The organism is Ruegeria sp. HKCCD6647-2, assembly GCF_057221075.1.
The window spans coordinates 1,008,128-1,032,508 of the sequence record NZ_JBWVBD010000001.1 but is presented as its reverse complement, the minus strand read 5'-3'; the positions used below and the strand labels follow the sequence as shown (position 1 = coordinate 1,032,508).

General features: G+C 52.8%; 26 protein-coding genes and 1 tRNA gene. 20 read left to right on the top strand and 7 right to left on the bottom strand.

Features of this window, described 5'->3' with window-relative positions; translation table 11 throughout:
* Window positions 1–19 precede the first annotated feature (19 nt).
* The 11 genes from AC2TDJ_RS05035 (at window position 20) to AC2TDJ_RS04985 (ending at window position 10,110) form a co-directional block, all read left to right on the top strand.
* The gene (locus AC2TDJ_RS05035) at window positions 20–1,063 is read left to right on the top strand and encodes a cysteine desulfurase family protein (RefSeq protein WP_480839831.1); all 1,044 of its coding nucleotides are present in this window, start codon (window positions 20–22) and stop codon (window positions 1,061–1,063) included.
* A gap of 18 nt (window positions 1,064–1,081) precedes the next feature.
* Window positions 1,082–2,602 carry a Fe-S cluster assembly protein SufB gene (sufB, locus tag AC2TDJ_RS05030; RefSeq protein ID WP_480839829.1) on the top strand — a complete coding sequence of 507 codons (1,521 nt, stop codon included), beginning with the start codon at window positions 1,082–1,084 and terminating at the stop codon, window positions 2,600–2,602.
* Window positions 2,602–2,805: a hypothetical protein gene (locus AC2TDJ_RS05025; RefSeq protein ID WP_480839827.1), complete on the top strand. Its 204-nt coding sequence runs from the start codon at window positions 2,602–2,604 to the stop codon at window positions 2,803–2,805. The genes sufB and AC2TDJ_RS05025 overlap by 1 nt, the downstream gene beginning before the upstream one ends.
* Window positions 2,806–2,854: 49 nt before the next feature.
* Window positions 2,855–3,610: a Fe-S cluster assembly ATPase SufC gene (gene sufC / locus AC2TDJ_RS05020; protein WP_480839825.1), complete on the top strand. Its 756-nt coding sequence runs from the start codon at window positions 2,855–2,857 to the stop codon at window positions 3,608–3,610.
* Window positions 3,610–4,890, top strand: coding sequence for a Fe-S cluster assembly protein SufD (gene sufD, locus AC2TDJ_RS05015; RefSeq protein WP_480839823.1), 1,281 nt, complete (start codon window positions 3,610–3,612; stop codon window positions 4,888–4,890). The genes sufC and sufD overlap by 1 nt, the downstream gene beginning before the upstream one ends.
* On the top strand, window positions 4,890–5,375 hold the full coding sequence (locus AC2TDJ_RS05010; RefSeq protein ID WP_480839821.1) for a YIP1 family protein: 486 nt from the start codon (window positions 4,890–4,892) through the stop codon (window positions 5,373–5,375). The genes sufD and AC2TDJ_RS05010 overlap by 1 nt, the downstream gene beginning before the upstream one ends.
* Complete coding sequence (locus AC2TDJ_RS05005; RefSeq protein WP_480839819.1) at window positions 5,372–5,938, top strand: Yip1 family protein; 567 nt, start codon at window positions 5,372–5,374, stop codon at window positions 5,936–5,938. The genes AC2TDJ_RS05010 and AC2TDJ_RS05005 overlap by 4 nt, the downstream gene beginning before the upstream one ends.
* A gap of 12 nt (window positions 5,939–5,950) precedes the next feature.
* On the top strand, window positions 5,951–7,171 hold the full coding sequence (locus AC2TDJ_RS05000) for a cysteine desulfurase (RefSeq protein WP_480839817.1): 1,221 nt from the start codon (window positions 5,951–5,953) through the stop codon (window positions 7,169–7,171).
* A gap of 75 nt (window positions 7,172–7,246) precedes the next feature.
* A tRNA-Arg gene (locus tag AC2TDJ_RS04995) sits at window positions 7,247–7,323 on the top strand.
* Between the two features lie 113 nt (window positions 7,324–7,436).
* The gene (locus AC2TDJ_RS04990; protein ID WP_480839815.1) at window positions 7,437–8,795 is read left to right on the top strand and encodes a tyrosine-type recombinase/integrase; all 1,359 of its coding nucleotides are present in this window, start codon (window positions 7,437–7,439) and stop codon (window positions 8,793–8,795) included.
* Window positions 8,796–8,814: 19 nt separating this feature from the next.
* On the top strand, window positions 8,815–10,110 hold the full coding sequence (locus AC2TDJ_RS04985) for a hypothetical protein (protein WP_480839813.1): 1,296 nt from the start codon (window positions 8,815–8,817) through the stop codon (window positions 10,108–10,110).
* 648 nt (window positions 10,111–10,758) lie between these two features.
* On the opposite strand, the gene AC2TDJ_RS04980 is transcribed toward AC2TDJ_RS04985, so the two are convergent.
* The 3 genes from AC2TDJ_RS04980 to AC2TDJ_RS04970 all read right to left on the bottom strand — a co-directional run bounded on the left by AC2TDJ_RS04980 (window position 10,759) and on the right by AC2TDJ_RS04970 (window position 12,448).
* The gene (locus tag AC2TDJ_RS04980) at window positions 10,759–11,301 is read right to left on the bottom strand and encodes a hypothetical protein (RefSeq protein WP_480839811.1); all 543 of its coding nucleotides are present in this window, start codon (window positions 11,299–11,301) and stop codon (window positions 10,759–10,761) included.
* Between the two features lie 148 nt (window positions 11,302–11,449).
* Window positions 11,450–11,749, bottom strand: coding sequence for an immunity protein TriTu family protein (locus AC2TDJ_RS04975; protein ID WP_480839809.1), 300 nt, complete (start codon window positions 11,747–11,749; stop codon window positions 11,450–11,452).
* A 207-nt stretch (window positions 11,750–11,956) separates the two neighbouring features.
* Window positions 11,957–12,448: a hypothetical protein gene (locus tag AC2TDJ_RS04970; RefSeq protein WP_480839808.1), complete on the bottom strand. Its 492-nt coding sequence runs from the start codon at window positions 12,446–12,448 to the stop codon at window positions 11,957–11,959.
* Between the two features lie 235 nt (window positions 12,449–12,683).
* On the opposite strand from AC2TDJ_RS04970, the gene AC2TDJ_RS04965 reads away from it, so the two are divergent.
* Window positions 12,684–12,914, top strand: a complete 231-nt coding sequence (locus tag AC2TDJ_RS04965) for a hypothetical protein (protein WP_480839806.1) — start codon at window positions 12,684–12,686, stop codon at window positions 12,912–12,914.
* A 117-nt stretch (window positions 12,915–13,031) separates the two neighbouring features.
* On the opposite strand, the gene AC2TDJ_RS04960 is transcribed toward AC2TDJ_RS04965, so the two are convergent.
* Entirely contained in the window at window positions 13,032–13,511 is a 480-nt protein-coding gene (locus AC2TDJ_RS04960; protein WP_480839804.1) for an SMI1/KNR4 family protein, read from the bottom strand.
* A 129-nt stretch (window positions 13,512–13,640) separates the two neighbouring features.
* On the opposite strand from AC2TDJ_RS04960, the gene AC2TDJ_RS04955 reads away from it, so the two are divergent.
* On the top strand, window positions 13,641–14,228 hold the full coding sequence (locus AC2TDJ_RS04955) for a DUF3885 domain-containing protein (protein ID WP_480839802.1): 588 nt from the start codon (window positions 13,641–13,643) through the stop codon (window positions 14,226–14,228).
* A 51-nt stretch (window positions 14,229–14,279) separates the two neighbouring features.
* Here the strand turns inward: AC2TDJ_RS04955 and AC2TDJ_RS04950 are convergent, their stop codons facing one another.
* Window positions 14,280–14,939, bottom strand: a complete 660-nt coding sequence (locus AC2TDJ_RS04950; protein ID WP_480839800.1) for a TrmH family RNA methyltransferase — start codon at window positions 14,937–14,939, stop codon at window positions 14,280–14,282.
* A gap of 383 nt (window positions 14,940–15,322) precedes the next feature.
* On the opposite strand from AC2TDJ_RS04950, the gene AC2TDJ_RS04945 reads away from it, so the two are divergent.
* From AC2TDJ_RS04945 to AC2TDJ_RS04935, 3 genes are all read left to right on the top strand, one after another.
* The gene (locus tag AC2TDJ_RS04945; protein ID WP_480839798.1) at window positions 15,323–15,901 is read left to right on the top strand and encodes a recombinase family protein; all 579 of its coding nucleotides are present in this window, start codon (window positions 15,323–15,325) and stop codon (window positions 15,899–15,901) included.
* A 488-nt stretch (window positions 15,902–16,389) separates the two neighbouring features.
* Window positions 16,390–17,427 (top strand): hypothetical protein, encoded by a 1,038-nt coding sequence (locus AC2TDJ_RS04940; RefSeq protein WP_480839796.1) that lies wholly within the window; start codon window positions 16,390–16,392, stop codon window positions 17,425–17,427.
* A gap of 180 nt (window positions 17,428–17,607) precedes the next feature.
* On the top strand, window positions 17,608–18,006 hold the full coding sequence (locus AC2TDJ_RS04935) for a hypothetical protein (protein ID WP_480839794.1): 399 nt from the start codon (window positions 17,608–17,610) through the stop codon (window positions 18,004–18,006).
* A 402-nt stretch (window positions 18,007–18,408) separates the two neighbouring features.
* Here the strand turns inward: AC2TDJ_RS04935 and mepK are convergent, their stop codons facing one another.
* The gene (gene mepK, locus AC2TDJ_RS04930) at window positions 18,409–18,978 is read right to left on the bottom strand and encodes a peptidoglycan L,D-endopeptidase MepK (RefSeq protein WP_480839792.1); all 570 of its coding nucleotides are present in this window, start codon (window positions 18,976–18,978) and stop codon (window positions 18,409–18,411) included.
* Between the two features lie 358 nt (window positions 18,979–19,336).
* Between mepK and AC2TDJ_RS04925 the strand changes: the two genes are divergently transcribed.
* The 4 genes from AC2TDJ_RS04925 to AC2TDJ_RS04910 are packed head-to-tail and all read left to right on the top strand — an operon-like array spanning window position 19,337 to window position 23,571.
* Window positions 19,337–20,938, top strand: coding sequence for a L,D-transpeptidase family protein (locus AC2TDJ_RS04925; RefSeq protein ID WP_480839790.1), 1,602 nt, complete (start codon window positions 19,337–19,339; stop codon window positions 20,936–20,938).
* A 34-nt stretch (window positions 20,939–20,972) separates the two neighbouring features.
* Window positions 20,973–22,064 (top strand): UDP-3-O-(3-hydroxymyristoyl)glucosamine N-acyltransferase, encoded by a 1,092-nt coding sequence (lpxD, locus tag AC2TDJ_RS04920; protein ID WP_480839788.1) that lies wholly within the window; start codon window positions 20,973–20,975, stop codon window positions 22,062–22,064.
* A gap of 32 nt (window positions 22,065–22,096) precedes the next feature.
* Window positions 22,097–22,354, top strand: coding sequence for an acyl carrier protein (locus AC2TDJ_RS04915; RefSeq protein WP_170658574.1), 258 nt, complete (start codon window positions 22,097–22,099; stop codon window positions 22,352–22,354).
* 8 nt (window positions 22,355–22,362) lie between these two features.
* Window positions 22,363–23,571, top strand: a complete 1,209-nt coding sequence (locus AC2TDJ_RS04910) for a beta-ketoacyl-[acyl-carrier-protein] synthase family protein (RefSeq protein ID WP_480839786.1) — start codon at window positions 22,363–22,365, stop codon at window positions 23,569–23,571.
* A 51-nt stretch (window positions 23,572–23,622) separates the two neighbouring features.
* Here AC2TDJ_RS04910 and AC2TDJ_RS04905 read toward each other — a convergent pair whose 3' ends face one another.
* The gene (locus AC2TDJ_RS04905) at window positions 23,623–24,216 is read right to left on the bottom strand and encodes an invasion associated locus B family protein (protein WP_480839784.1); all 594 of its coding nucleotides are present in this window, start codon (window positions 24,214–24,216) and stop codon (window positions 23,623–23,625) included.
* Window positions 24,217–24,381: the final 165 nt, after the last annotated feature.

The following is a 24,381-nucleotide window of genomic DNA, read 5'->3' as shown; positions in this document are numbered from 1 at the left end:
CGCTAAAAAAGATGTATCCATGAAACGTGTTTATCTGGATCATAACGCTACTACCATGCTTCGACCCGAGGCGCGCGCTGCAATGATTGCAGCGATGGACGTTGCGGGAAATCCCTCATCGGTCCACGCCGAAGGCCGGGCTGCCAAGGCGCTGGTTGAAAAGGCGCGCGCGCAGGTTGCGGCGGCATTTGGCGCGGACGGGGCAGACATTGTTTTTACATCTGGCGCAACCGAAGGCGCAGCGTTGGCACTGGCGGGGCGTGGCTTGCAAGGCGCCGAGATTGAGCATGATGCGGTGCGGGCTTGGACTGACGGAAGTTTATCCGTTTCATCCAACGGTCACGTTGCAGTTATCAGCCCTGAGGTTTCGACCCTCCAACTGGCGAATTCCGAAACGGGCATTGTTCAGGCCCTGCCGGATGGGCTTGCCGTTACAGATGCAACGCAGGCGTTTGGTAAACTGCCCGTCGCATTCAACTGGTTGGGCGCTGAGATGGCGCTGATATCGGCCCACAAACTTGGCGGCCCCAAGGGCATTGGTGCCGTGGTCATGAAACGTGGCACGTATCTGCCTGCACAGATAAAGGGGGGCGGACAGGAGATGGGCCGCCGCTCGGGCACTGAAAATGTCATTGGAATCGCGGGTTTCGGAGCCGCGGCTGAAGCGGCTGCGCGGGATCTGGCAGATGGTATTTGGGAAAAAGTCGCAGAACTTAGAAATATTCTAGAAAACGCTCTTGAGGCCAGCTCTAAATCTACTATTTTTGTCGGGAAAGATCAGGAGCGACTCCCCAATACACTGTGTTTTGCCACCCCCGGTTGGAAAGGTGAGACGCAGGTCATGCAGATGGATTTGTCCGGATTTGCGATCAGCGCCGGGTCTGCGTGTTCCAGCGGCAAGGTCAAGGCCAGCACGGTCCTGACGGCCATGGGCTACGACGAATTGACGGCTGCAAGCGCGATCCGCGTTTCGCTGGGGCCGGAGACGACAAAAGAGGATGTGCTGCGTTTCGCGGAAACGTGGCTTGAAAAAGAGAAAAAGCATCACGCGCGTGCCGCGTGATCTGACGGAGGGTGTCTTATGGCCGCTTTGGACCAGACCCAGGTAAAAGAAGGTGTCGATCAGGAAACCGTGGACGCGGTGCGCGAGGTCAGCACTTATAAATACGGCTGGGAAACTGAAATCGAAATGGAATACGCGCCCAAGGGCGTGTCTCCGGACATCGTTCGTCTGATTTCGGAAAAGAATGAAGAGCCGGAGTGGATGACCGAATGGCGCCTGTCCGCGTTCGAGCGCTGGACCAAGATGGACGAACCCAACTGGGCCATGGTGAACTATCCGAAGATCGATTTTCAGGATCAGTATTATTATGCGCGTCCGAAATCGATGCAGGAAAAGCCCAAATCTCTGGATGAGGTCGATCCCAAGCTTTTGGCGACATACGAGAAACTTGGTATCCCGCTGAAAGAGCAGATGATTCTGGCCGGCGTCGAAGGCGCCGAGGATGCCCCTGCGGAAGGTCGCAAGGTAGCCGTGGATGCGGTGTTCGATTCGGTTTCCGTGGGTACGACATTTCAGGCAGAACTGAAGAAGGCGGGTGTCATCTTCTGCTCGATTTCCGAAGCGATCCGCGAGCATCCAGAACTGGTCAAGAAGTATCTCGGCTCCGTGGTGCCGGTTTCCGATAACTTCTACGCAACTCTGAACTCGGCTGTGTTCTCGGACGGTTCGTTTGTCTACGTGCCGCCCGGCGTGCGCTGCCCGATGGAGCTGAGCACCTATTTCCGCATCAATGCGGAAAACACCGGTCAATTCGAGCGTACTCTGATCATTGCCGATAAGGGCTCGTATGTCTCTTATCTGGAAGGCTGTACCGCCCCTCAGCGGGACACAGCCCAACTGCATGCGGCGGTGGTTGAAATCATCGTCGAAGAAGATGCCGAGGTTAAATACTCGACCGTTCAGAACTGGTTCCCGGGCGATGAGAACGGCAAGGGCGGAATTTACAACTTCGTGACCAAACGCGCTGATTGCCGGGGCGACCGATCCAAGGTGATGTGGACACAGGTCGAGACCGGTTCGGCGGTGACATGGAAGTATCCGTCTTGCATTCTGCGCGGCGATGACAGCCAGGGTGAGTTCTATTCGATCGCCATCACCAACAACTATCAGCAGGCCGATACCGGCACAAAGATGGTTCATCTGGGCAAGAACACCAAGTCGCGGATCGTGTCCAAGGGGATCAGTGCGGGCAAGGCTCAGAATACCTATCGTGGTCTGGTGTCGATGCATCCCAAGGCTAAGAACTCGCGCAACTACACCCAGTGCGACAGCCTGTTGATCGGAGACAAATGTGGCGCCCACACAGTGCCGTATATCGAAGTCCGCAACAATTCTTCTCGGGTCGAGCATGAAGCGACGACCTCGAAAGTGGATGACGACCAGCTGTTCTATTGCCGCCAGCGCGGTATGGACGAAGAAGAGGCGGTGGCGCTGGTCGTCAACGGCTTCTGCAGGGATGTTTTGCAAGCCCTGCCGATGGAATTCGCCATGGAAGCGCAGCAACTGGTGGCGATCTCGCTGGAAGGTTCGGTCGGTTGATGACACGTACGCCACGCAAACGCATTCAGCGGGATGATGTGCTGACCGCTCTGGGATACGCACTTCCGGTTCTGGGCGGATTGCTCGGCGTGGCCTATGTGAACACCAACTACATGGAATTTATTAACCCGGTCTGGGCGGTCGGTGGAGGGGCAATCCTTGGCTGGATTGCCGCCCGCGTGATCCGCAAAATTCTGGGATAGGAACACACAGGGGCCGAGGCGCCCCTTGCGATACGCAAAAGGACAAATCATGCTGGAAATCAAGAACCTGCACGTCAAACTTGAGGAAGAAGAAAAGGAAATCCTCAAAGGCGTCGACCTGACCGTCGAGGCCGGCAAGGTACATGCGATCATGGGGCCGAACGGGTCGGGAAAATCGACACTCAGCTATGTGCTGTCGGGACGCGATGGGTACGAGGTGACTGCCGGCTCGGCCTCTCTGGATGGCGAAGACTTGCTGGAGCAGGAGCCGGAAGAACGTGCGGCTGCCGGTCTTTTCCTCGCGTTCCAGTATCCGGTCGAAATACCCGGTGTCGGCAATATGACCTTCCTGCGCACGGCCGTGAACGCGCAGCGCAAGGCCAGGGGCGAAGAGGAGTTGTCGGCGGCGGATTTCCTGAAAGTCATTCGCGCCAAGGCGAAATCGCTGAAGATCGACGCTGATATGCTCAAGCGCCCGGTCAATGTAGGCTTTTCCGGCGGCGAGAAAAAGCGCAACGAAATTCTGCAGATGGCCGTGCTTGAGCCGAAGATGTGCATCCTGGACGAGACGGACTCGGGCCTTGATGTGGACGCCATGAAGCTGGTGGCCGAAGGCGTGAACGCGCTGCGGGATGAAGGGCGCAGCTTTCTGGTGATCACTCACTATCAGCGTCTGCTGGACCACATCCAACCGGATGTTGTTCATATCATGGCAGACGGTCGCATCGTTAAATCCGGCGGTCCCGATCTTGCACTTGAAGTTGAAAACAACGGTTATGCCGACATTCTCGCCGAGGTGAACTGATGGCGCTGGCTCAAGCAAAACAACCCGCGACGGAAGAGCGGCTTGCCTCTCTGAGCATGCCTGATGCCGGTTGCACGCGCAAAGCGCGCGAAGCGGCACTGATGCGCGTTCGTGAACTCGGATTGCCCGGACGGCGGGACGAGTATTGGAAATACACCCGGCCGGATACCTTGATTTCGCCTGATGCGCAATCTGCGGCCGTTTTCCAGACAGACGAACCCATGATGTTTCATGAGTTCGACCGGTTGAAGATCGTCTTTGTCGATGGCGTATTCAGCCCCGAAGAATCGGATAATCTGGAGATGGAAGGCGTTACTATCGACCGGCTTGAGGATATCTGTTGCAAGGACATCCATTGGGCCAAAGAGTTGTACGGCGTTCTTGAAGCAAAGGGGCAGTCCCCTGTTCCGCGCCCGCTGGCGGCACTGAATACCGCCTTTGCATCGGATGGCGTGGCGATAAACGTGACCGGAAAGCCGTCCAAACCGATCAGCCTGATCTACCGCCATGCGTCGGAAACGTCGGACGCGATTTTGCACCACTTCATCCGAGTCGAGACCGGGGCGGAGGTTACGATCCTGGAAAACGGCCCGGCCGCGTCCCGCTTCAACAAGTGCATGGAGATCGACATCGCGGACGGTGGCACCTTGCACCATATCCGCGCGCAGGGACGGGACCATCAACGCCGCGCCGCGACCCACATGTTCACGCGTATGGGGACCGAGTCGGTATACAAATCGTTCACTCTGACCGTGAACGGCGTTCTGACACGTAACGAACAGGTCGTGGAACTTACCGGAGATAACGCTGTCGCTCATATCGCGGGCGCATGTGTCGGCGATGGCGAGTTTCACCACGATGATACGGTTTTCGTGACCCATGATGCGGTGAACTGCGAAAGCAGGCAGGTGTTCAAGAAGGTACTGCGCAACGGGGCGACCGGAGTGTTCCAGGGCAAGATTCTGGTGAAGGAAGGTGCTCAGAAAACCGACGGATACCAGATCAGTCAATCGTTGCTTCTGGATGATGACAGCCAATTCCTGGCAAAGCCGGAGCTGGAGATCTACGCAGACGACGTTGCGTGTTCGCATGGCTCAACATCCGGTGCGATTGACGAAACGGCGTTGTTCTATCTCCGCTCGCGCGGGGTGCCGGCAGAAGATGCAACGGACATGCTGACGCTGGCATTCCTGGCTGAGGCTGTGGATGAGATCGAAGACCAGGCCTTGGCGGATGTCATCGTGTCCCGTCTGCAAGAATGGCTGGCACGCCGCCGCTGATGCCCGTGACATCGGATATCGTGGCCACGTATCGCGGCCCGGGACGCGTTGTGCGCCGTCTGCTGGATATGGGGCAGCGGGAAGACCGTGCATTGGCGATTGTGATGTCATTCTGCGTCATCGCATTCATCGCTCAACTGCCCGGGCTTGCTCGCAGGGCTCACGTCGAGGGATTGGACCTTAGCATGCAGATGGGTGGGGCCCTGCTTGGCTCGATCATCATTCTGCCTTTGCTTTTTTACTGTCTGGCCTGGCTCTCACACCTGGTTTCAAAAGTGTTTGGTGGCGGTGGTTCGTCCTACGGGGCACGTCTGGCTCTGTTCTGGGCACTTCTGGCATCGACACCTCTTGTGCTTCTGAACGGCCTTGTTGCCGGGTTTATCGGCAAGGGTGCGGCACTGAACCTAGTTGGCATCGCGTGGGTGGCTGTGTTCGTGTGGTTTTGGATATCCGGTCTCATTCAGGCGGAAGGTCGCAATTCATGACAACATCCGCCCTGCGCAGCCTGGCCGTGTTGACGGTCGCCAATCCGGCTGAGGCCGCCCGGCAAGTTCTGGCGAACTGCCCTGGTCGCGACGTATTGTGGCTGGCCTTCAGCCTTGCGGTTGTTCTGAATACGTTGGTCCAGTCGGCTTCCGGTCTTATCTTTCCGGTCATCGACCCCGACCTTCAGTACTTGTCGGAACCGGTATGGTATATTCTGATCACCACGGCCGGAGCGCTGATGCTGAGCATTGGTGCGTTTTTCTTGATCGGCCGTCTGTTTGGCGGCAAGGGGTCTTTCGACGGGGTCATGGCGCTTTTGATCTGGTTGCAGTATCTGCAGGTTGCAGCCCAGGTCATTATCTTTTTCCTGGCGCTGGCCCTTCCGCCGATGCTGCGCCCACTCATCCTGGCGATGAGCCTGTTCAGCCTTTACATCACTTTGCATTTTCTCAATCAGGCGCATCAGTTCGGATCATTGGGAAAGTCTTTTCTGGTGATATTGGTTTCAGGTCTCGCGGCCATTCCATTCGTCCTTCTGTTGACCCCAAGCGGGCCGGAATAGGGAATACAGTCTATGTACGATGTGCAGAAAATCCGCTCTGACTTTCCGATCCTGTCACGGCAGGTGAACGGGAAGCCTTTGACCTATCTGGACAATGGCGCGTCGGCGCAGAAGCCTCAGGTGGTGATCGATGCGGTGACGCAAGCCTATGCGCATGAATACTCCAATGTTCATCGTGGTCTGCACTACCTTTCGAACCTAGCAACCGAGAAATACGAGGCTGTCCGCGGTATGGTTGCGCGGTTCCTGGGCGTTCCGAACGAGGACGAGATCGTTCTGAATTCAGGTACGACCGAAGGGATCAATCTGGTCGCCTATGGTTGGGCCATGCCGCGCATGCAGGCCGGTGACGAGATTGTTCTGAGCGTAATGGAACATCACGCCAACATCGTTCCCTGGCATTTTTTGCGCGAACGTCAGGGTGTTGTCCTGAAATGGGTCGATGTGGATGCTGCCGGGCACCTTGATCCGCAAGCAGTGATCGACGCGATCGGCCCGAAAACCAAACTGGTGGCCGTAACTCAGTGCTCCAACGTCCTGGGAACGGTGGTCGATGTCAAAACCATAACCGAAGGTGCCCACGCCAAGGGCGTGCCCGTTCTGGTGGATGGAAGCCAGGGTGCCGTACACATGCCTGTGAACCTTCGGGATATCGGATGCGATTTTTATGCCATCACCGGTCACAAACTGTACGGCCCGTCCGGATCAGGCGCGATCTACATCAAGTCCGAACGGATGGCCGAGATGCGCCCGTTCATCGGCGGCGGCGACATGATCAAGGAAGTCTCAAAGGATCAGGTGATCTATAACGACCCACCCATGAAGTTCGAGGCTGGAACGCCAGGTATTGTGCAGACCATCGGCTTGGGCGCAGCTTTGGAATACATGATGGATCTTGGAATGGATTCCATTGCCGCGCATGAAGCGGGTTTGCGGGACTATGCGATGCAGCGTCTGACCGGCCTCAACTGGTTGCAGGTTCAGGGCACGACCGCCAACAAGGCCGCCATATTCAGCTTCACTCTGGACGGGGCCGGACACGCGCACGACGTCTCGACGATTCTGGACAAAAAAGGGGTTGCCGTGCGGGCAGGGCATCATTGTGCCGGACCTTTGATGGACCACCTCGGGGTGACCGCCACATGCCGCGCGAGCTTTGGTCTGTATAACACGACGGACGAGGTGGACACGCTGGTTGACGCACTGGAACTGGCGCATGATCTGTTCGCATAAATGGGCCTAAAGGTGCGATTGCAGTGCGGATTTGCAGTTGCACCCACTCCGGAACGAGGGTAGCTAACCCTCAAGGCACCTGTAGCTCAGCTGGATAGAGCGCTGCCCTCCGAAGGCAGAGGCCAGAGGTTCGAATCCTCTCAGGTGCGCCATATCAATGAAGATAATAAAATAAATTCAATGAGTTAGATTGATATTGCGCTCTGTTAGGTGACACAATAGGTGACACATGACAGCAAGTTGGTTCAAAATCGGCCCAATCAGTATGAAGATAAAATACGTGGAGTGGCGTAGAGGTACGGCCTACTATCGCCGTCGAATTCCGTCCGACCTACAGAATAAATACAATGGAAAAGCCCATCTGTTTTCCTCACTCAAGACAGACAACCCAGCGTTGGCGGCAAAGCGGTCATTCGAAGAAACTAGGCGTATCGACAGGGAATGGAGCCTGTTGAGATCGAAGGGGCAATCAGACCTTCAGACTAGAGAGGAGGGAATGGCGGTACTTCGAAAGTATGGCCTGAAGCCGGGTCAAGCCGTCGAGTACGACAAATACGACATAGAGCCGGAAGAGTTTGTAGGCGAACTTCTCGCTCACTCTCACGACCCTTACGGAAACAACCCCGGTATCGTAAAGGAACGACTACCAGCAGGCCTTAGGATGGCAGCTGAGTTATTTTACGCTGAAGGTGACGAACTGAACAAACTCACTTGCCCCAGCTTCTCCAAAGTTATCGAGAAACACCTGTACTTTCATCCAAGACGGTCATCAGACCCTCAGTTTGACCGAGCCACACAGAGGTTCATAAAGGTCAACGGAGACATGCCTATAGATCAATTTCGGCGGGAACACGGGAACGCGTACGTCAAGGACCTGCTTGAAAGCGGGGTGAAAAAAGCGACGATAAAAAGGTATCTCGCTCAAGTGAGGCCAGTATTCAATACGGCTATCATCGAACTTGAAGTGCCTATGAATAACCCTCTGGAAAAATTGCAAATACCGGATTCCGAAAGGGATACTGAACCGACAAAGAACCCATTTACAGTTGAACAGGTCATGGCCATTCAGAAACGGTGCATGAAGGTTAACGATGAGCGTAGGTGGTTGATTGCAGCCCTAAGCGATACTGGTGCGAGACTGTCTGAGATTGCAGGATTACTTCGGAGTGATGTCCATTTAGATGCACCGATACCGTATGTCTGCATCGCGGCAAATAGCGTTAGAGAAGTCAAAAACGACGGGTCCGCTAGGAAAGTTCCCTTGGTTGGTGCAGCTCTATGGGGCGTGAAACAAGCGATGGCTGCTTCAGAAGAGGATTATCTTTTCCCCATGATCACTAGGCATGGTGACTACGACAAAAATGCAACCTCAGCCGCGTTGAACAAATGGCTAACTGAACAGGGGCTTAGAGGTGAAAAGCAAAGTATGCATAGCCTAAGGCATTCGATGAAAGACCGGCTAAGAAATACAGGCTGTCCAAAGGATATTCATGACAGGATCGGGGGTTGGAAGACTTACGGTGTGGGGGAATCCTACGGTTTAGGACATGAGCTGTCGGTTCTTCATAATCATCTACTGCATATGATCGAATGCGAGTCAGAAGGCGCTCGACGTCTGACGTAATTTGGTGAAGAGAAGAGAAATGAAAGACGACAGGATCATTACGCTTAAAGTCAGGCCAGACTTTGAACCTGAAGAACTGAGGGCAGCGAAAATGGCCCCCTTGGTTATGCTGCCTTTTTCTGAAGAGGCTCATAAGGCTGTTGATGCGATACTGGATCAGACCGTTTCATTTCAAAGAGGGCAGGGAAGAAGAAAAAGAGGGCTTAAAGCGGAAGTAGCCCTATCATTAAAAGCCACGATTGCCGCACTTATTGGCGACTTACTTGAAGCAGCTCTGAACACAGAGTCGAATGGTTACTGCTGGCGATTGGGGGATAGAACCAAATTCAAAGGCACTTTGGCTACCAGCAGGCACTACGAAACCCTAAAGGAAGAGTGGCCTTTAATGGGGCTGATGGATGTCGCTGATGGCTTCAGAGGAAGTGATGATTGGGACGGGGAGATATATCACCCGAACACTCCGAATAAGAGATGGGCTACACGACTTAGGGCGACACCCCTTTTGCTGACAAAGCTTGAGGAATTTGGAATCAGCCCAGCAACGTTGTCTCTGCATTTCAGGACAGAATTCAAAAAGTCCCAACCAATCAGCCTCAGAACAACAAAGACTAGTGGTCAGGCTAAGGGCAGACTCATTTCTTACCAAAGAACACCAACGACTGATGCACTCGAAGCTGATGTTCGGGAAATCAATGGATTCTTGGCTGAATGGCAGTACAGCTTTGGTGCGCCTCCTGTGCTGTATCGCTTGTTCAACAATGGCGATACTGAGGACTATCAATGGGATATGGGGGGTAGATTTTACGGTTCTGAGTCCACCTACATCAATTGGAAGTCTGAAGACCGTAAAGGTATCCAGATTGGCGGTGAAGCTACAGCCGAAATCGACATAAAGGCCTGCCAACTAACCATGCTTCATGGCTTGTTTGGTGCCGAGTATGAAGTTGGCGTCGACCTCTACGAGATAGAGGGAATTGATCGAGCCGAAGTCAAACAGGCAGTAAACACAATTGTCGGCAATGGAAGGGTAAGCAGAAGAAGAAGCAATCCAATCCAAACTAAGCTTCTAGAGTACTACCCCTTCTTGAATGATCTAGAAGCTCATGGATTTAACTCTCTGAAACTTCAGGCAATTGACTCAAACATTATGAATCAAACTCTCCTTATGCTGAAACGTGAACACAATGTACCAGCACTTCCAATCCATGATTGTCTCATTGTTCGCGCAAAGGACATAGATGCTGCGAAAGAAGTGTTCATCGAAGCGTTTTTTGAGCATGTTGGAGTGAAGCCAACCTTAGAGGTAGAACATTGATGAAGAAGAATCCTCAGTAGATACTGGGACTATTAACTTATCTGATTCAATTACTTACTGCTTCTACGTGTAAGATTTGGTTTGACCATACGATTTGTATTAGACTGCTTGTTGTCTACTTCTAAAATGCTAACGGTATATACCATAATGTCCTACCTTACGGGTTACTATGAACGCTAAGGCCGTCGTTGGATGGCTCCGAGTGTTTGCCAAGTTTGCGTAGATTTGAGATTCTCTTATTCATCAATGGAATCAACGAGATGCTTGGCTTCATTGGATCAATCTAAAGGAGCAGTACAGGGCCGTTTGCTTCTCTCTGGTAGGGGAGAGCTAAGAAGTCGTAATGGACCGCCCTACGGGGCTCTAAGAGGCTCTCAGGGGTCCTCCAGGTTAGTGGGTACTGGGGATAATTTAAATTTGATATCAATTGGTTAATACTTGCCTTTGAATTTTGATTTCAACCACCGACTATTAGGGCGTCAATAAGAGCTATTGAGATTTCCTCGGGCGTCTTCCTAAATCTTTATATACTTGTCGGATTGCTGCTCGACCGAAATAGAATTGTGCTGCCGTTTCTGTTCCTACGAAGCGGGTTTTAGCCGCACGGTTCATCAAGGTCTGCTGTGCGGACTAAGCGGACATCTATCCTCAATGAATGTCGTTCTGGTGTGCAGGAACTCTTGGCACATCTATCGCCAAGGAACTGACCCATTTACACTCGTGGCCGTTACGCGCAGCGATGATCCGGTCCTCAACATGACTTGCCTCCCAAACAGCAACGCATTCCAATTCAAGGCACTCGCTCAGAAGCGCTGGCCGTTCCCAGCCTTGCTCAGCAAAGTCTGAATGATAAAGCGAAAGAGCCCCGGAAATTTTGTCCTGCTTGAAACGGTAATCTTCGTTCATCACATCACTTCGAGGCTCAACCCGGCCAACTTTCAGCCAAAAACCACTACTAATAATGTCACGATAGACAAAGGACTTGAACAATATCGGCAGGTGAATCAAATCTTCGATTGCCGGGCGTTCTGAGAAATATCCTTCAAAAACCGCGACGAAATACTCTTCCCCAAGTTGCCCATATGCCCAACAGTTTTCAGCTATTGGAATCTCAACCAATGCCCCAACTTGCCAGCGCTGCCGTTTAATAGCTTGGCCTCTTTGTGCTCGAAGAAAGTTATTTGTGTCCATGCTTCGTGCATCGCACGCTAAGCACCTATTCTCAATGTCAAAGAAGGGCTCAAACCGGTCATCTGACCTCTTTTGTCGGTCTATACTGCTCGAATGACGGCTCTGCGGACCTTAGCTGCCGTTCCGCCTTAGTGCTATGTTCCCTTAGCTAGTCGGTGGTCCTGACCAATTGTACCTGAAAAGCATCGAACACTCCTATCAGTTCCGTCGTAGACCCGACGTTATAGTGGTGAGTGAAGATTTCGTCGCCTGACGCCATATCCAAGACCTCGCAAAATGCAGTGCCTTGTTCCCAATAGGTTAGCCGACCAATGGCTGAAAAACCCTCACACTCAATATATACCGACGAGTTTGACGTCGGCTTACAAATCACCAGTTTGGGATTTGGCAACACGGGTAGCAGTTGATGTCTGGCAAGTTCTGAAAACTGTTCGATAGAAGGTGTCATCAAATTCACAAAGCCATAATCTGAACGTTGCAGCCATCTTGTTGCCGGTTTGGCCGACCGTCAATGCGTGAGTAGGCATTGAACACGTCGCTGTTTCGTCTTATCTGCACCAGGCTAAAACCGGTCATCTGACAGTTTCGGTTGGTCTACACGGCTCGAATGTCGGCAAAGCGGACAAAACGGACGTTCCGAGTGGTATCTGTGTTACTATGAAATCACGGTAAGGATGGGAGGCGAAATTTGACTTGCCTCAACTTGGTTCAGTAGGCCTGAGGCTTCGTCGCGAAGCCAAATCAGTCTATCGTCTTCAAGACAAATGTCGGCGACTTGCTCAATAGTTATCTCGCAAATTGGGATTGGATCGGTCAAGTCGGCGATCAAATCTCTGACCTGTTTTTCGGAAAGGTCGCCCTTGCCATACCGCATCATGACAAAACCTGCTGACAAGTCATGTGCCCATTGGGGAAGAAGTATTTGGGTATCAAGTAAGGCCTTATGGAATATTTCTTCGATGTTGTCGGAGCGCTCAACTAAAACGAAGTCCATGAGCCACGAGTCAGGGTCCGTGGACCGCATCAACACCTTAGTCGCCCAGTTCGAAAATTCTTTCTCTGACCAATAACCGCTATCATTTAGCGCATATAGAACACAGAGAAGGTCTGCTTTTGTCGAGATGGTCCGGGAGGTTTCTGTTGCCATGAAACTCATCCTAAAGCGAGAGCAAACGGTCTTGAAGTAGCAATGGGTTAACAGTTGGGCTCGAACCGGTCATTCGACGGTTTCAGTATGTCAACGGGTCGGTTCGGACGGCATCAAGGTCGGTCTAGCGGACGAAGCGGAACTTTGACTTTTTTAGAATCGTGCCTAGCATGCCGCTCACAACGCTGCCCGACCATTATCCGTATTAGCCACCAATAAGGATTGAAGTACCTAGATGACCCACGATGACGACGAGTTTTTGGCGCAAGTTGCTTCAATTGACGGGAGAGAAGTTGTCAAAGTTTATTGCGATGATGCTGGAAACTTCCGTCTGAAAAAGTTCGCGACTAATTTCGATGAAGAAGAGCTGGTAAGATATGAAATCGCAGTTAATCCAAATCCCGGTGGCATTTACGGCAGTCTAGAAATCGACATATCTGAAGCTGAGGCGCTTGTTTCGAAGTGATATCCTTCTAACGACAGCTTAGTTCAACTGGGGCTCTGAGCGGACATTCCCAACCAAAATAGGAAGGCAATGTTCGTTGCGGAAAAGCAGCCATTCGAGAGTTTTGGCACGCCTCGGCTAGTTGGTCGCAATCCACCCGTCGCTCCACGGCCCCAAGTATTGCGCAATCCACTCCGAGAATGAGTTGGCGACTTTGGTCGTATCGTCGAAATCATGATCCCAAAAGAATACAGCGGCGACCGACTTTCTGCCGCCATCCAACTCTTTCATGTCGAAACAAAATTTGCTGCCCATGCTGTCATTAGCGATGACCAAAAAGTTCTCGGGCAGGCCGATGGGGTGCCGGCCTTGTGTCTCGCTGACGATTTCCTTTGGCGTGCACAGCTCGGACAAGTCGTGAAGGTCTGCCTGTTTGTCGACAATCGCTGAAAGGAGGCGTGGAGGCCATGGAAGCCCGACAGCAGTGACCTGCTCCACGTAGTCGGTTGGAAGAGCGATTTCAAAAGTTAGTTCAACTTGCTCCAACTCGATAGTTTTCACTGCTGTTGGAGCGCTGTTCTTAGCGCCCCATTTCTCTGCGAAATGTTTCAGTTCCATATATTACTCAACCGACCTGGTAAAATATCAAGTCCAGACAAGACTAACGGTAACCGAAGATGTCAACGGCGGTTTGGGCTCGGAAGTGGACATTGCAGCCGTTTAAGGTTTTGAGTTATTCAAGAGGGCATGTCAGAAAACACCCCCCCTGATCAGGCAGCCGAATTCTCGAAGGCGTGGCGACAGTCCTTCGGGAAGAGCCCCCCGCTCGGACACGTACTGAGGCGCGATTTTTTCGACCAATGGACGAGATTTCATGCTCTACCTGAGTCCAAGCGCTATGCGGGTTCCGATGATGAAAGGGACATCATTGTTCATAGGGCCAACACCCTTGCTACGGAGTGCTTTGGAGAACGCGCACGGGTTTGGATAGCAGTTGGACGTTTCAAGAATTTTGCATCTAAGAACAATGATTTGCCCGTCTGCGTGAGCCAGCCGGTGTCGATGACTTGGATCGACGAAGACGAAGAGCCGGATGACCAGTCTGAGATTACGTTCTTTGCAAGTGTATTGGAGTGGAAGCCAAGTTCTTTGGACAGGCTTATTATTCAAATCGCGGAAGACCAAGAACGTGCAATTCTATTTTCCGAGGACACTCAAACCGTGCTTGCACCATATGACGGAGGCTTCGATGTAATCAGCCTGCAACCGAACTGGATTGGCAAGCTTGAAAACAAGCACAGGGCATGGATGTCTAGCAGACCGGACAAGTTGTAAGTTACTTAGGGCTCGAAGCGGACAGAGCCGCCATTCAAATTAAACGTTACGCTAGCTGTCGTGGTCTTCACGAAGCATTACCGTGGGCAAAGGCTTGGAGCGTTTCCCTTTGTTTCGACCGCGTCGATATTTGCTCTGATATTCTCTGCGTTGCTTAGTTACTTCATAGAGAACAATGCCCGAGCTTGTACCTAGGTTTAGGCTTTCGATCATTCCGAACATTGGAACAGCGACACACATCTCGCTGCGTTCTACCGCGCTGTCTGTGATACCGCGTTTTTCGTTTCCGAACCATACAGCCAACTTGGTGTGTGTCGTGAAATCACCTTCGTGAAGAAAGACGTTTTTCTTTCCTTTCACGTGAGGTGATGTGACGACCGATATAAACCCTTGCTTTTCCAGATGGTTAAGACACTCGTCAGTGCTATCGAACCGCTTCACAAATGTCCATTTCACCGCCGACACAGAGGTCTTAGACAGCGACTTTCGCTCTCGCATCTCTTGCCAATTTTCCGGCAAGGCTTTGCGCGGATCGACGATATAGACCTTTTCAACGCCTAGTGCGTTTGCGTTGCGAATGACCGTTCCGATGTTCTTGATATCGACCGGATCTTCTATGACGGCAATCAAGTTCTTGCAGCGAAATGCCTTTATCGCATCTGCACGCTTGCGGACCGTCGCCTTGGACTTCTTGGGTTCTGTGTTTTCCATCTCAGACGAGTATCACGTAGCAGGCAAGTTTCAAGACACGTCCTTTAGTCCAGAAGCTGTCAAGCAGCATGCCCGCTCTGGGCTCGAAGCGGACATCTGACAACTTCTTTTAGCCATCAAATGTCCGGTGCACGAACCTTCCAGATTCTGACCCACTAAGGAACCGTTTTTTCACAGTTAATAATAAGAACAATAAACCCCCTCCTTTTTGAAGTCGGTTTCTAAAACCCCCCACCCCTTTGTTTCCAGACAAAAAATGCTGCCAATAGGCCAAGGTTCTGTGTCCATCCTCTCAGGGTGGCGGAAATGGTGGCAATGAAGTCGATCTCGGCTTTTGGCAAGCAATTGCCTCAACGTCTAGGAATCTAAAGGAGATCACCACCATGATCATCGGATACGCAAGAACATCTACACTGGAACAACAAGCAGGACTAGAAGCCCAACAGACGACACTCACAGAAGCTGGATGTGAGAGGGTCTACTTCGAACAAGTCTCTTCTGTTGCCCGTAGAGAGGCGCTCAGTGAAGCTCTCAGCTACTGTAGAGAAGGAGATGTCCTCATTGTCACCAAGCTTGACCGCCTTGCTCGTTCAGTCAGGCATCTAGGCGAGATCGTGGACGACTTAACTCAAAGAGGCGTCGCTCTAAGAGTACTCGATATGTCCCTTGATACTTCAACGGCTACGGGGAAGCTGATGCTGAATGTCCTTGGGTCCATCGCTCAATTCGAGAGAGAGATGATGTTGGAGCGGCAGCGAGAGGGAATAGCAAAAGCCAAAGCTGAGGGAAAATACAAAGGCAGAAAACCAACGGCACGTATGAGGGCTTCAGAGGTGCTTCAGTTACTAGGGCAAGGCTACAAGAAGCACGAGATCGCCCAGCGCTTAAGTATTTCTCAGAGATCGGTCTATCGGATCGTTAATGAGGCTCATCAGTCAGTCGCTGTGGAAGGTCAGTGCTGAAATAGACGACAAAATGCGCAGCTAGTGGTTGTTAGCTTCTGCTAGAAGCACTCACTAGCTGTGTTGTTTTGGTTGTTAATGGATGTGTAACGACCAGAAAGGTTCAGCCTGAGGCCCATTGCGGACCTTCTCAATAACTCTGGGGTGCCAACGGCTAAGGGTGGTATTTTTCTGGCGCCACAGGTTCAGAGCGCTTTCCATTGGCTTGTGGGTCATCAAATTCGATCAATTCAAGATTGTGTATATGTTAAGTGCTCAAAGGCAAAATGGCACAATCTACTGTTAGTTAGCTGTCGATCAATTGATCGTAGGTCGCTGTCCTCCGAAGGCAGAGGCATTATAAACCTCGCACGGGGAGTTTTGATCCCCTGCATCCACCAAAATGTAGACGGTTCCCACATACGGATAGTATTGAGAATGCTAGAATTTAGCACACCATGCTGAATCACTCATTTTAGCTATGCGAGCTCAACCCAGATTGGAACGTGATGCCTCTGTCAGATTACGCTTTGGAGTTGACCGGTTTCAAAAAAATACCGGAACAGGCTTCAATTGTAGCGAAATTCTACGGCTTGCATGTCTACAAAACTGGCGGCCTCAGCCTTTCAGATGTTACAAGCTCGTTGTTTTCTTGGGAGCTGGACGGCACAGAGTTTAAATTTGCATTTGGAAACAACCTAAACAGCGTATGCAGATTGCTGACTAACGATGACTTTTCGGATGACTTGGAAGCGTGGGAAAAAGAAAACGAATGTCAGCCACCTTACCTGGTTGTTTTGCTTGGCCCAACTCCACCCCATACAGCTACAAACTGCTGGACCAAGAGAGAAAGTGAAACACTGCTCACCTATGAGGCGTTCTTAGATGCCCGTGCTGACCTAAGGGCCACTAAGTCTGCGATTTTGCCTCGTTTCTTGACTGGTCTGTCCTGTGAGTTCCAGAAATCACTGGGGACCATCGGTTTTGATTTTGTACATTCCACGGCGTTTGGGGTTACGGATCAGGGCGAGAATGTTCACGATCTTGGTTTGTCTATTTTTGGTAAAGGAACGGTTACTGTAAACATTAATGATGCGGATTTGTCAGATGGCATGGCTTCGGCGAGGTCGATTGCAGAACAAGTCAACTACAAATCAGCTAAGTTCTTGGAGCAAGGGATGCGAGAAAAGGACGACTTGAAGGCATTTCTTTTTCTGTTTCTGTCAATAGAGACAACGACGCACAAGACCTTCAATCGCATAGACCACAAGGCTCATATAGAAAGGCTCTTTCACCCGGATGCTCGAATTGCACCTGAAGCCAGAGCATTGTTCGAGATAAGAAAAGACTTCATGAAGGACCTAACGCCTCGCTTCATTTGGTGTGCTACATGCGTCTGGAAAGGCATTAGTAGCGACGACATTTCTGAGTTCAAATCGCTAAAGAAAGTTCGGGACGACATTGCTCACGGTAAGATTGTCTCACCAGAATATAGCGATGTAGAACGTGTTCGAAAGCTTGCCCAGCGTGTTCTATCCCAGCAGTGAATTGAGACAAGCCTTCACTTTGGTCTACTGGAAAGCTGAAGCCAACGGCACGTGCAAAGACCGATGACGTTTTGAAATCGCGTTCAAAGGGGGTCGGTCCCTCAGAAATTGCCCAGCGCCTCGGAACAGGAAGGGCGCCATTCTATCGGATCATAAGTGACCAAGAGGAAATAAAAACAGATGACTAAAGATCACTGGGACAAAGCGGAGGTTATCGGCAAGATCACTGGTGCGGTGCTGATCCCAGTAGTTGTAGGAGTAACAATTGCTGTGTTGAACGTGCAGTCGAATACACGCACGACAGCAGCGCAAATGACAGAAATTGCTGTTGGTATTCTCGCAGAAAACCCACAGGACGACCCTACAACTAAGGGTCCACTAAGGGATTGGGCTATCTTGGTTCTTCAGAATCCTGGCAAGATTGTTCCTCTTAGTCCAGCAGCAGCAAAGCAACTTCAAACTGTTCCGATTGGACATAGTCGAGGAACATCAAGTGCCGTCACTGGCAGTATCTATGTTGACCCAAACTCCTTTCATCAAGGAGAATTGCTGGTGGTGCGCCCTGAGATAGCCGAATAAGCCTAAGCCATGTTTCTGGCTCAACGAATGAGAGACTTTCGCCCGTAACGCTTACTCATTGCATTTCGGTGTGTTGACGTAGACGAAGATGCTAATGGCCCAGTGATTGTGGAAGTGATCTGTTGATTGGGATGAAAAGTTGATCCGAAATCCTCAAGGGTGACACAAAGAGTGACACGTGTGGCGTTGGTGTTGACGTAACTATTTATAAAATAATAATAATGCCGAAGCTAAAATTGGTAGAAAATCCTCTCAGGTGCGCCACTCAATTCCCAATTGGATTATACCCCGGGCTGCATCTAGCACCGTGATGTGTTGGTAGTCGCAATGAAGTGCACAAAAACAAACCCCCAGCAGACTTGTCTGAGGGGGTACGTTTCCAAGTACGGGGTTTGGTTTGAATCAGCCGCGCCAGGTTCGGATGTCGCCGCAATCCATGTGCACGAAATTCGACCGGTAGTATTGCCCGACACCACCAGCGCGGCAGGACATTGCGGCCTTCGCCATTTGCGAAACCGAACGAGAGGACAAGCGCAGATCCGCAGCCTGGCCTTTCATGTGAAGCGAGTTTCTGGCAACGCCACGCGAGCGGGACCGCAGCATTGCATTGGTCTGCGGCGAGCGATAGCCCGACAGCAGCATGTAGGGTTCGCTGACGTCCAGCAGGTTGTGCGATGCGGCCATGATATCGATGGTACGCAGGTCCATTTCCTTGACCTGATCGCTGCGCCAGTCGCGCATGAAGTGGTTAATTTCCTTGACGGCTTGTTTGACATACTTGCCATCGACCCAGTAAATCATGTCGATGCGTTCACCCGTGCGACCCGAATACATGCGAATTCGGCGAATGTCGCCACCGCCACGGAGAAAACCAGCCGCATTGGAATAAGTGGGAGCTGCCACGACTGCCGTGGCTGCGAATGCGCCTAATAGGGCACGCCGGGTCAAGCCCGATGTACTGCTCTTGGTCATTTCTTGTTTCGTCCCGTACTGTTCCTGCCTGCACACGATGTTACGCGCGCGTTCTTAAATTTTTCCCCATCCCAGATGCGGATTTTATGGCACAGTTGGAATCACGCGCCAAGGAATCTTTGATGAATGCGAATTCAAGGGGGAATTTTCGGCAGTTTTTTGCGCAACTGATGCGAACGTGCACAGTTTTGCCACAGATATTCGGCGCTTAACCGCTCGCGATGCAAACGCGCATCACGGCCCGAAAGATGACCCTTGATGATGGATTTGTGAATAGACTTCTGCGGCGGTGCAAAACATTATTTCGCAGGCGCCTTTGTTAGGGGCGACCAAGTCATTGAATAACCAAGGACATCCTATGCCCTCTGTCTTTCGGACATGTACCAGTCTTTTCATCGCCGCTTGTTTCGCGGTATCCGGTTCTGTCGTTCAGGCGGGAACCGACAGCACGGCGTTCCAGTTGGCAGTGGCCGAGACGACGGCGCAGGAAAAGGACGTCGCCACGTTCTATCGGCAAAGCGGATTTGAACCGATTTGGGTTGGAGACACGCCTGAACATGCAGCCCGGCGCGCTGCGTTGATCAAGGCGTTGTCGACGACGGATATGCATGGACTGCCGACAGCGCGATATGACGTGCAATCCCTTATTGAACGCATGGAAGGGGCTAGAACGATCCGCGATCTCGGGTTGTTGGAAGCTGAAATGACCCGTGTATTCCTCAAATATGCCCGGGACATGCACTCGGGGACAATCAATCCGTCTAAAATCGATGATGGTCTTGTCAGAGAGGTCGAGCGGCGACCAACTGCCGAACACCTGGAATTGGTGTCGTCTGCCCCTGCAGGAAGCTACATTGCCAAAATTGCACCGCAATCAACGCAGTATCGGGCATTGATGAAGCAGAAGATCGCGCTGGAACACCTGATCGCTCAAGGTGGCTGGGGGGCAACGGTTCCCGTGACTAAGCTGGAGCTGGGTGACTCTGGGCCGAACGTCATCAAGTTACGAAACCGGCTGGTTTCGATGGGGTATCTGAAGCCCACGGCCAATCCAAAATTCGACGCTGATCTTTTGGCGGCGGTTCGGGCCTTTCAGACTGCTCACGGGCTGGAACCGGATGGCGTCGCAGGTAAGGGTACGATCACAGAACTCAACCGTCCGGCGTCAGACAGGCTCAAGTCAGTTTTGGTCGCCCTTGAGCGTGAGCGTTGGTTGCCGAAGCAGCGCGGAAAACGGCACATTCTTGTTAATCAGGCAGATTTCTCGGCAAAGATCGTGGACGAGGGGCAGGTGACTTTCGAAACCCGCGCGGTCATCGGTAAAAACACCCATGATCGCCGCAGCCCTGAATTTTCGGACCAGATGGAGCATATGGTGATCAATCCCAGCTGGTATGTGCCGCGTTCGATCATCACCAAGGAATATCTGCCGAAACTGCAATCCAATCCGAATGCGGTTGGTCATATCCAGATCACAGATCGCACCGGGCGACAGGTGAACCGAGAGGCGGTCGATTTTACCCAATTTACCGCGCGCGACTTCCCGTTTGCGATGCGCCAGCCGCCCAGCAAAAGCAACGCGCTGGGGCTGGTAAAGTTCATGTTCCCCAACAAGTACAACATCTATCTGCATGATACGCCTCAGAAAAATCTGTTCGCACGGGAAGTGAGGGCGTTTTCGCACGGTTGCATTCGATTGGCGCAACCCTTTGAATTTGCGTATGCCTTGCTGGCGCGGCAGGAGGAAGACCCCAAAGCCTTCTTCCATCGTGTTCTGGCTACCGGGAAAGAGACAACGGTGCCTCTGGATCAACCCGTCCCCGTGCATCTGATCTACCGGACCGCATATGTCGGACCCAAGGGTGACATTCAGTATCGGCGCGATGTCTACAACCGGGATCACAAGATCTGGGAGGCGTTGCAAAAGGCAGGGGTGGTCCTGCCGGACGTTCAGGGGTAATCACGGGGCAAGTCCTGCCACAAGGAAGCCCACGATGCAGTACACCGTTCAACAGATCGCCCAAGCCATTGGTGCCGAAGCCGAAGGTCACACCAACCTGACCATCCTGCGCGCCGCCGAACCCGGCGACGCTGGGCCAACCGACCTGGCGATGGCGATGTCGCCGAAATACGCTGAATCCCTGGCTTCTGGTTCGGCGCGTGCGGCCGTGTTGTGGGAGGGTGCGGACTGGAAAGCGCTGGGACTTGACGCGGCTATCTTTGTCGGTCGGCCACGAATGGCGATGGCGGGGATCACGTCCATGCTGGACCGCGGGCAGGGGGTTTTGCCCGGCATTCACCCTTCGGCTGTTGTCGATCCGACCGCGGAGATCGGAGCAGATGTATCGATTGGTCCGCTCGCAGTCGTCGGGGCGCGAGCGCAAATCGGATCGGGCGCTGTGATCGGTTCCCACTGCGTGATCGGCATGGACGCGACTTTGGGCAAGGACGCCGTCTTACGAGAGATGGTCAGCATCGGGGCGCGGGCCATCGTCGGTGATCGGTTCATTGCCCAGCCCGGAGCCCGGATCGGTGGAGACGGTTTCAGCTTTGTGACGCCCGAGATTTCAGGAGCCGAGAATGCACGTAAAACCATGGGCGATCAGGGTGATGCCAAGGCACAGAACTGGCTGCGCATCCATTCCCTGGGCGCAGTGGAAATCGGCGATGACGTCGAAGTCGGCGCCAATTGTACCGTGGATAACGGAACGATCCGGAACACGGTGATCGGCAGTGGATCGAAGCTCGATAACCTTGTTCATGTTGGGCACAACACACGCGTCGGGCAGGACTGCCTGCTCTGCGGTCAGACCGGTGTGTCCGGTTCTGTTGAAATCGGCAACAACGTTGTGCTGGGCGGTCAGACCGGTGTGGTCGACAACATTTTCATTGGGGACGGCGTGATTTCGGGTGGCGGGACCAAAATTCTTTCAAACGTTCCCGCAGGGCGCGTCATCATGGGATACCCCGGAATAAAAATGGAAAGCCATACGGACATTTACAAAGCGCAGCGTCGATTGCCGCGGCTGGCCCGCGACATTGAGGCGTTGAAAAAGGCTGTTTTCAAACAGCCCTCAAGCGATTAAATCATCCCCAACGCGACAATCAGGGGATCGACATGAGCATCAGCGACCGCGTCATCGCAATTATTGCCGAGCAAGCCGTGCTGGAGCCATCGGATGTGACACCCGACAGCACGCTGGAGGATCTGGGCATCGACAGTCTGGGTCTGGTCGAAAGCATTTTTGCGATCGAAGAGGAATTCGACATATCGATTCCCTTCAATGCCAATGAACCAACAGCCAGCGATTTCGACATTTCGAACGTGGCTGCGATCATCGCGGGGATTGAAAAGCTCGTGGCGGAAAAGGTCTGACAGGCGCTATGAAACGCGTTGTCATTACGGGCGCCGGCACCATTAATTCGCTGGGCCATTCTGTTCCCGACACGCTTGAAGCGATGCGTGAAGGGCGGTGCGGTATATCCGAGCTTGAATTTCGCGATGTCGAACGGCTTGCAATCAAAATCGGTGGCCAGGTTCGTGGTTTTGAAGCCGAAGGGCGGTTCAACCGCCAACAGATGACGCTTTATGACCGGTTCACGCAGTTCACTCTGACAGCCGCAAAAGAGGCTATCGATCAATCGGGTATCGTGTTTCACGGAGACGTTGCAGCGCGTTCCGGTGTGGTGCTCGGCACTGCAGGTGGCGGCGTTTCGACATGGGATGACAACTACCGCTCGGTTTATGAAGACGGCAAGAATCGCGTTCACCCATTTGTGGTCCCCAAACTGATGAACAACGCGGCCGCAAGCCACGTGTCGATGGAGCACAACCTGAAAGGCCCGAGTTTCACCGTGTCCACAGCGTGCGCGTCTTCGAACCACGCGATGGCGCTGGCCTTTCAGATGGTACGCAGTGGTGCGGCCCCGGCAATGATCACTGGCGGCTCGGAATCGATGCTATGCTTTGGCGGCGTCAAAGCGTGGGAGGGCCTGCGCGTCATGTCCAAAGACGCCTGCCGTCCTTTCAGCGCAAACCGCAATGGCATGGTTCAGGGCGAAGGTGCCGGCGCTTTTGTCTTTGAGGAATACGAGCACGCCCGTGCGCGGGGGGCGGGTATCCTGTGCGAGGTTGTGGGGTTTGCAATGTCTTCGGATGCTGCAGATATCGTCATGCCCAGCAAACAGGGCGCATCGCGCGCCATGGCTGGCGCCCTGCGAGATGCAAGACTGAATGCAAGCGATGTGGGTTATATCAATGCCCACGGAACCGGAACTGCGGCCAACGACAAAACCGAATGTGCTGCCGTCGCAGATGTGTTTGGCCCGCACGCGGATGATCTGATGATCTCTTCGACCAAATCCATGCACGGGCACCTGATCGGCGGCACAGGCGCGGTTGAACTTCTGGCCTGTATTATGGCCCTGCGCGATGGCGTCATTGCACCAACGATCGGGTATGAAGAACCCGACCCGGAATGCGCGCTGGATGTGGTTCCGAATGAAGCGCGCGAAGCCAAGGTGGATGTGGCGCTAAGCAACGCCTTTGCCTTCGGAGGTCTCAACGCAGTTCTTGCGTTGAAGCGGGTGTAAAGAAAGCCGCCGCGGAAACGCAGCGGCTTTTCAGTTACTTGTTTGCGGTTATTAGTTTACCGATGGACTCAGGCTGTCGAATGCCGAGGTAAATCCGCTCAGTGACATATCCATGTTGAGGACCTGGTCTGGCACGCGCGCGGGCACCAGTGACAGTACGGCTTTGGTACCAGATTTCATGGCATCGATATCACCCTGTGTCAGCCCCAGCTGCGCGACGCATCCAACCGGGATACAGTGGTGATAGTTGTACAGTTTCCGCGGGGCACCATCGATGGAGACCGCAAGCTGAGCCTGCAGCAGGGTTTCAAGCGGCACCACCACATTTGCCCAAGCTACCGCAGCGCCACCTTCGGGCAGTTTGCCGATTGTTACTTCGGCAATCGGATCGCCCTGGGCGCCTTTGAGGATCTGAACCATGGCACAGGGGTCGTTTCCTTCCTGTGCCTTGATACAGGAAATGCCCCAATCACCGGATTCCTCCTTGATGTATTGCTCGCCAATGCGTGGACCGGACTCTCCCAGATCGAGGTCATTGCCGACCTGAGACTGGTCGGTCTGCGTATCAGTTGTTTCCTGCGCGTATGCTGCGCTGCTCAGCAGAGCCACCGCCGCAAGAGTGAATGGGACAAGTTTCCTGATCATGAATGCCTCGTGTTGCTGATCCAGCTTTTTGTTTCCTCTACCACCGCAGAACCGTGGTGTCAGGGTTAAACCGGCATCGGCGTCCAGAATTGAACGGAAATCCGCCGAAAGTCGGGTGACAACTGCATGGGATGCCAAGGAAAAAGGGAGCCGGTGAAGCGGCTC

What these genes read in the sequence shown, in the direction of transcription:
- AC2TDJ_RS05035 (WP_480839831.1), top strand. Translation starts at nt 20, where the DNA reads ATGAAACGTGTTTATCTGGATCATAACGCTACTACCATGCTTCGACCC.
- AC2TDJ_RS04935 (WP_480839794.1), top strand. Translation starts at nt 17,608, where the DNA reads ATGACTAAAGATCACTGGGACAAAGCGGAGGTTATCGGCAAGATCACT.
- sufC (WP_480839825.1), top strand. Translation starts at nt 2,855, where the DNA reads ATGCTGGAAATCAAGAACCTGCACGTCAAACTTGAGGAAGAAGAAAAG.
- AC2TDJ_RS04910 (WP_480839786.1), top strand. Translation starts at nt 22,363, where the DNA reads ATGAAACGCGTTGTCATTACGGGCGCCGGCACCATTAATTCGCTGGGC.
- AC2TDJ_RS04960 (WP_480839804.1), bottom strand. Translation starts at nt 13,511, where the DNA reads ATGGAACTGAAACATTTCGCAGAGAAATGGGGCGCTAAGAACAGCGCT.
- AC2TDJ_RS05010 (WP_480839821.1), top strand. Translation starts at nt 4,890, where the DNA reads ATGCCCGTGACATCGGATATCGTGGCCACGTATCGCGGCCCGGGACGC.
- AC2TDJ_RS04940 (WP_480839796.1), top strand. Translation starts at nt 16,390, where the DNA reads ATGCCTCTGTCAGATTACGCTTTGGAGTTGACCGGTTTCAAAAAAATA.
- AC2TDJ_RS04970 (WP_480839808.1), bottom strand. Translation starts at nt 12,448, where the DNA reads ATGGCAACAGAAACCTCCCGGACCATCTCGACAAAAGCAGACCTTCTC.
- AC2TDJ_RS04905 (WP_480839784.1), bottom strand. Translation starts at nt 24,216, where the DNA reads ATGATCAGGAAACTTGTCCCATTCACTCTTGCGGCGGTGGCTCTGCTG.
- mepK (WP_480839792.1), bottom strand. Translation starts at nt 18,978, where the DNA reads ATGACCAAGAGCAGTACATCGGGCTTGACCCGGCGTGCCCTATTAGGC.
- AC2TDJ_RS04965 (WP_480839806.1), top strand. Translation starts at nt 12,684, where the DNA reads ATGACCCACGATGACGACGAGTTTTTGGCGCAAGTTGCTTCAATTGAC.
- AC2TDJ_RS04985 (WP_480839813.1), top strand. Translation starts at nt 8,815, where the DNA reads ATGAAAGACGACAGGATCATTACGCTTAAAGTCAGGCCAGACTTTGAA.
- AC2TDJ_RS05000 (WP_480839817.1), top strand. Translation starts at nt 5,951, where the DNA reads ATGTACGATGTGCAGAAAATCCGCTCTGACTTTCCGATCCTGTCACGG.
- AC2TDJ_RS04975 (WP_480839809.1), bottom strand. Translation starts at nt 11,749, where the DNA reads ATGACACCTTCTATCGAACAGTTTTCAGAACTTGCCAGACATCAACTG.
- AC2TDJ_RS05025 (WP_480839827.1), top strand. Translation starts at nt 2,602, where the DNA reads ATGACACGTACGCCACGCAAACGCATTCAGCGGGATGATGTGCTGACC.
- AC2TDJ_RS04990 (WP_480839815.1), top strand. Translation starts at nt 7,437, where the DNA reads ATGAAGATAAAATACGTGGAGTGGCGTAGAGGTACGGCCTACTATCGC.
- AC2TDJ_RS04955 (WP_480839802.1), top strand. Translation starts at nt 13,641, where the DNA reads ATGTCAGAAAACACCCCCCCTGATCAGGCAGCCGAATTCTCGAAGGCG.
- AC2TDJ_RS05005 (WP_480839819.1), top strand. Translation starts at nt 5,372, where the DNA reads ATGACAACATCCGCCCTGCGCAGCCTGGCCGTGTTGACGGTCGCCAAT.
- lpxD (WP_480839788.1), top strand. Translation starts at nt 20,973, where the DNA reads ATGCAGTACACCGTTCAACAGATCGCCCAAGCCATTGGTGCCGAAGCC.
- AC2TDJ_RS04980 (WP_480839811.1), bottom strand. Translation starts at nt 11,301, where the DNA reads ATGGACACAAATAACTTTCTTCGAGCACAAAGAGGCCAAGCTATTAAA.
- sufD (WP_480839823.1), top strand. Translation starts at nt 3,610, where the DNA reads ATGGCGCTGGCTCAAGCAAAACAACCCGCGACGGAAGAGCGGCTTGCC.
- AC2TDJ_RS04915 (WP_170658574.1), top strand. Translation starts at nt 22,097, where the DNA reads ATGAGCATCAGCGACCGCGTCATCGCAATTATTGCCGAGCAAGCCGTG.
- AC2TDJ_RS04945 (WP_480839798.1), top strand. Translation starts at nt 15,323, where the DNA reads ATGATCATCGGATACGCAAGAACATCTACACTGGAACAACAAGCAGGA.
- AC2TDJ_RS04950 (WP_480839800.1), bottom strand. Translation starts at nt 14,939, where the DNA reads ATGGAAAACACAGAACCCAAGAAGTCCAAGGCGACGGTCCGCAAGCGT.
- sufB (WP_480839829.1), top strand. Translation starts at nt 1,082, where the DNA reads ATGGCCGCTTTGGACCAGACCCAGGTAAAAGAAGGTGTCGATCAGGAA.
- AC2TDJ_RS04925 (WP_480839790.1), top strand. Translation starts at nt 19,337, where the DNA reads ATGCCCTCTGTCTTTCGGACATGTACCAGTCTTTTCATCGCCGCTTGT.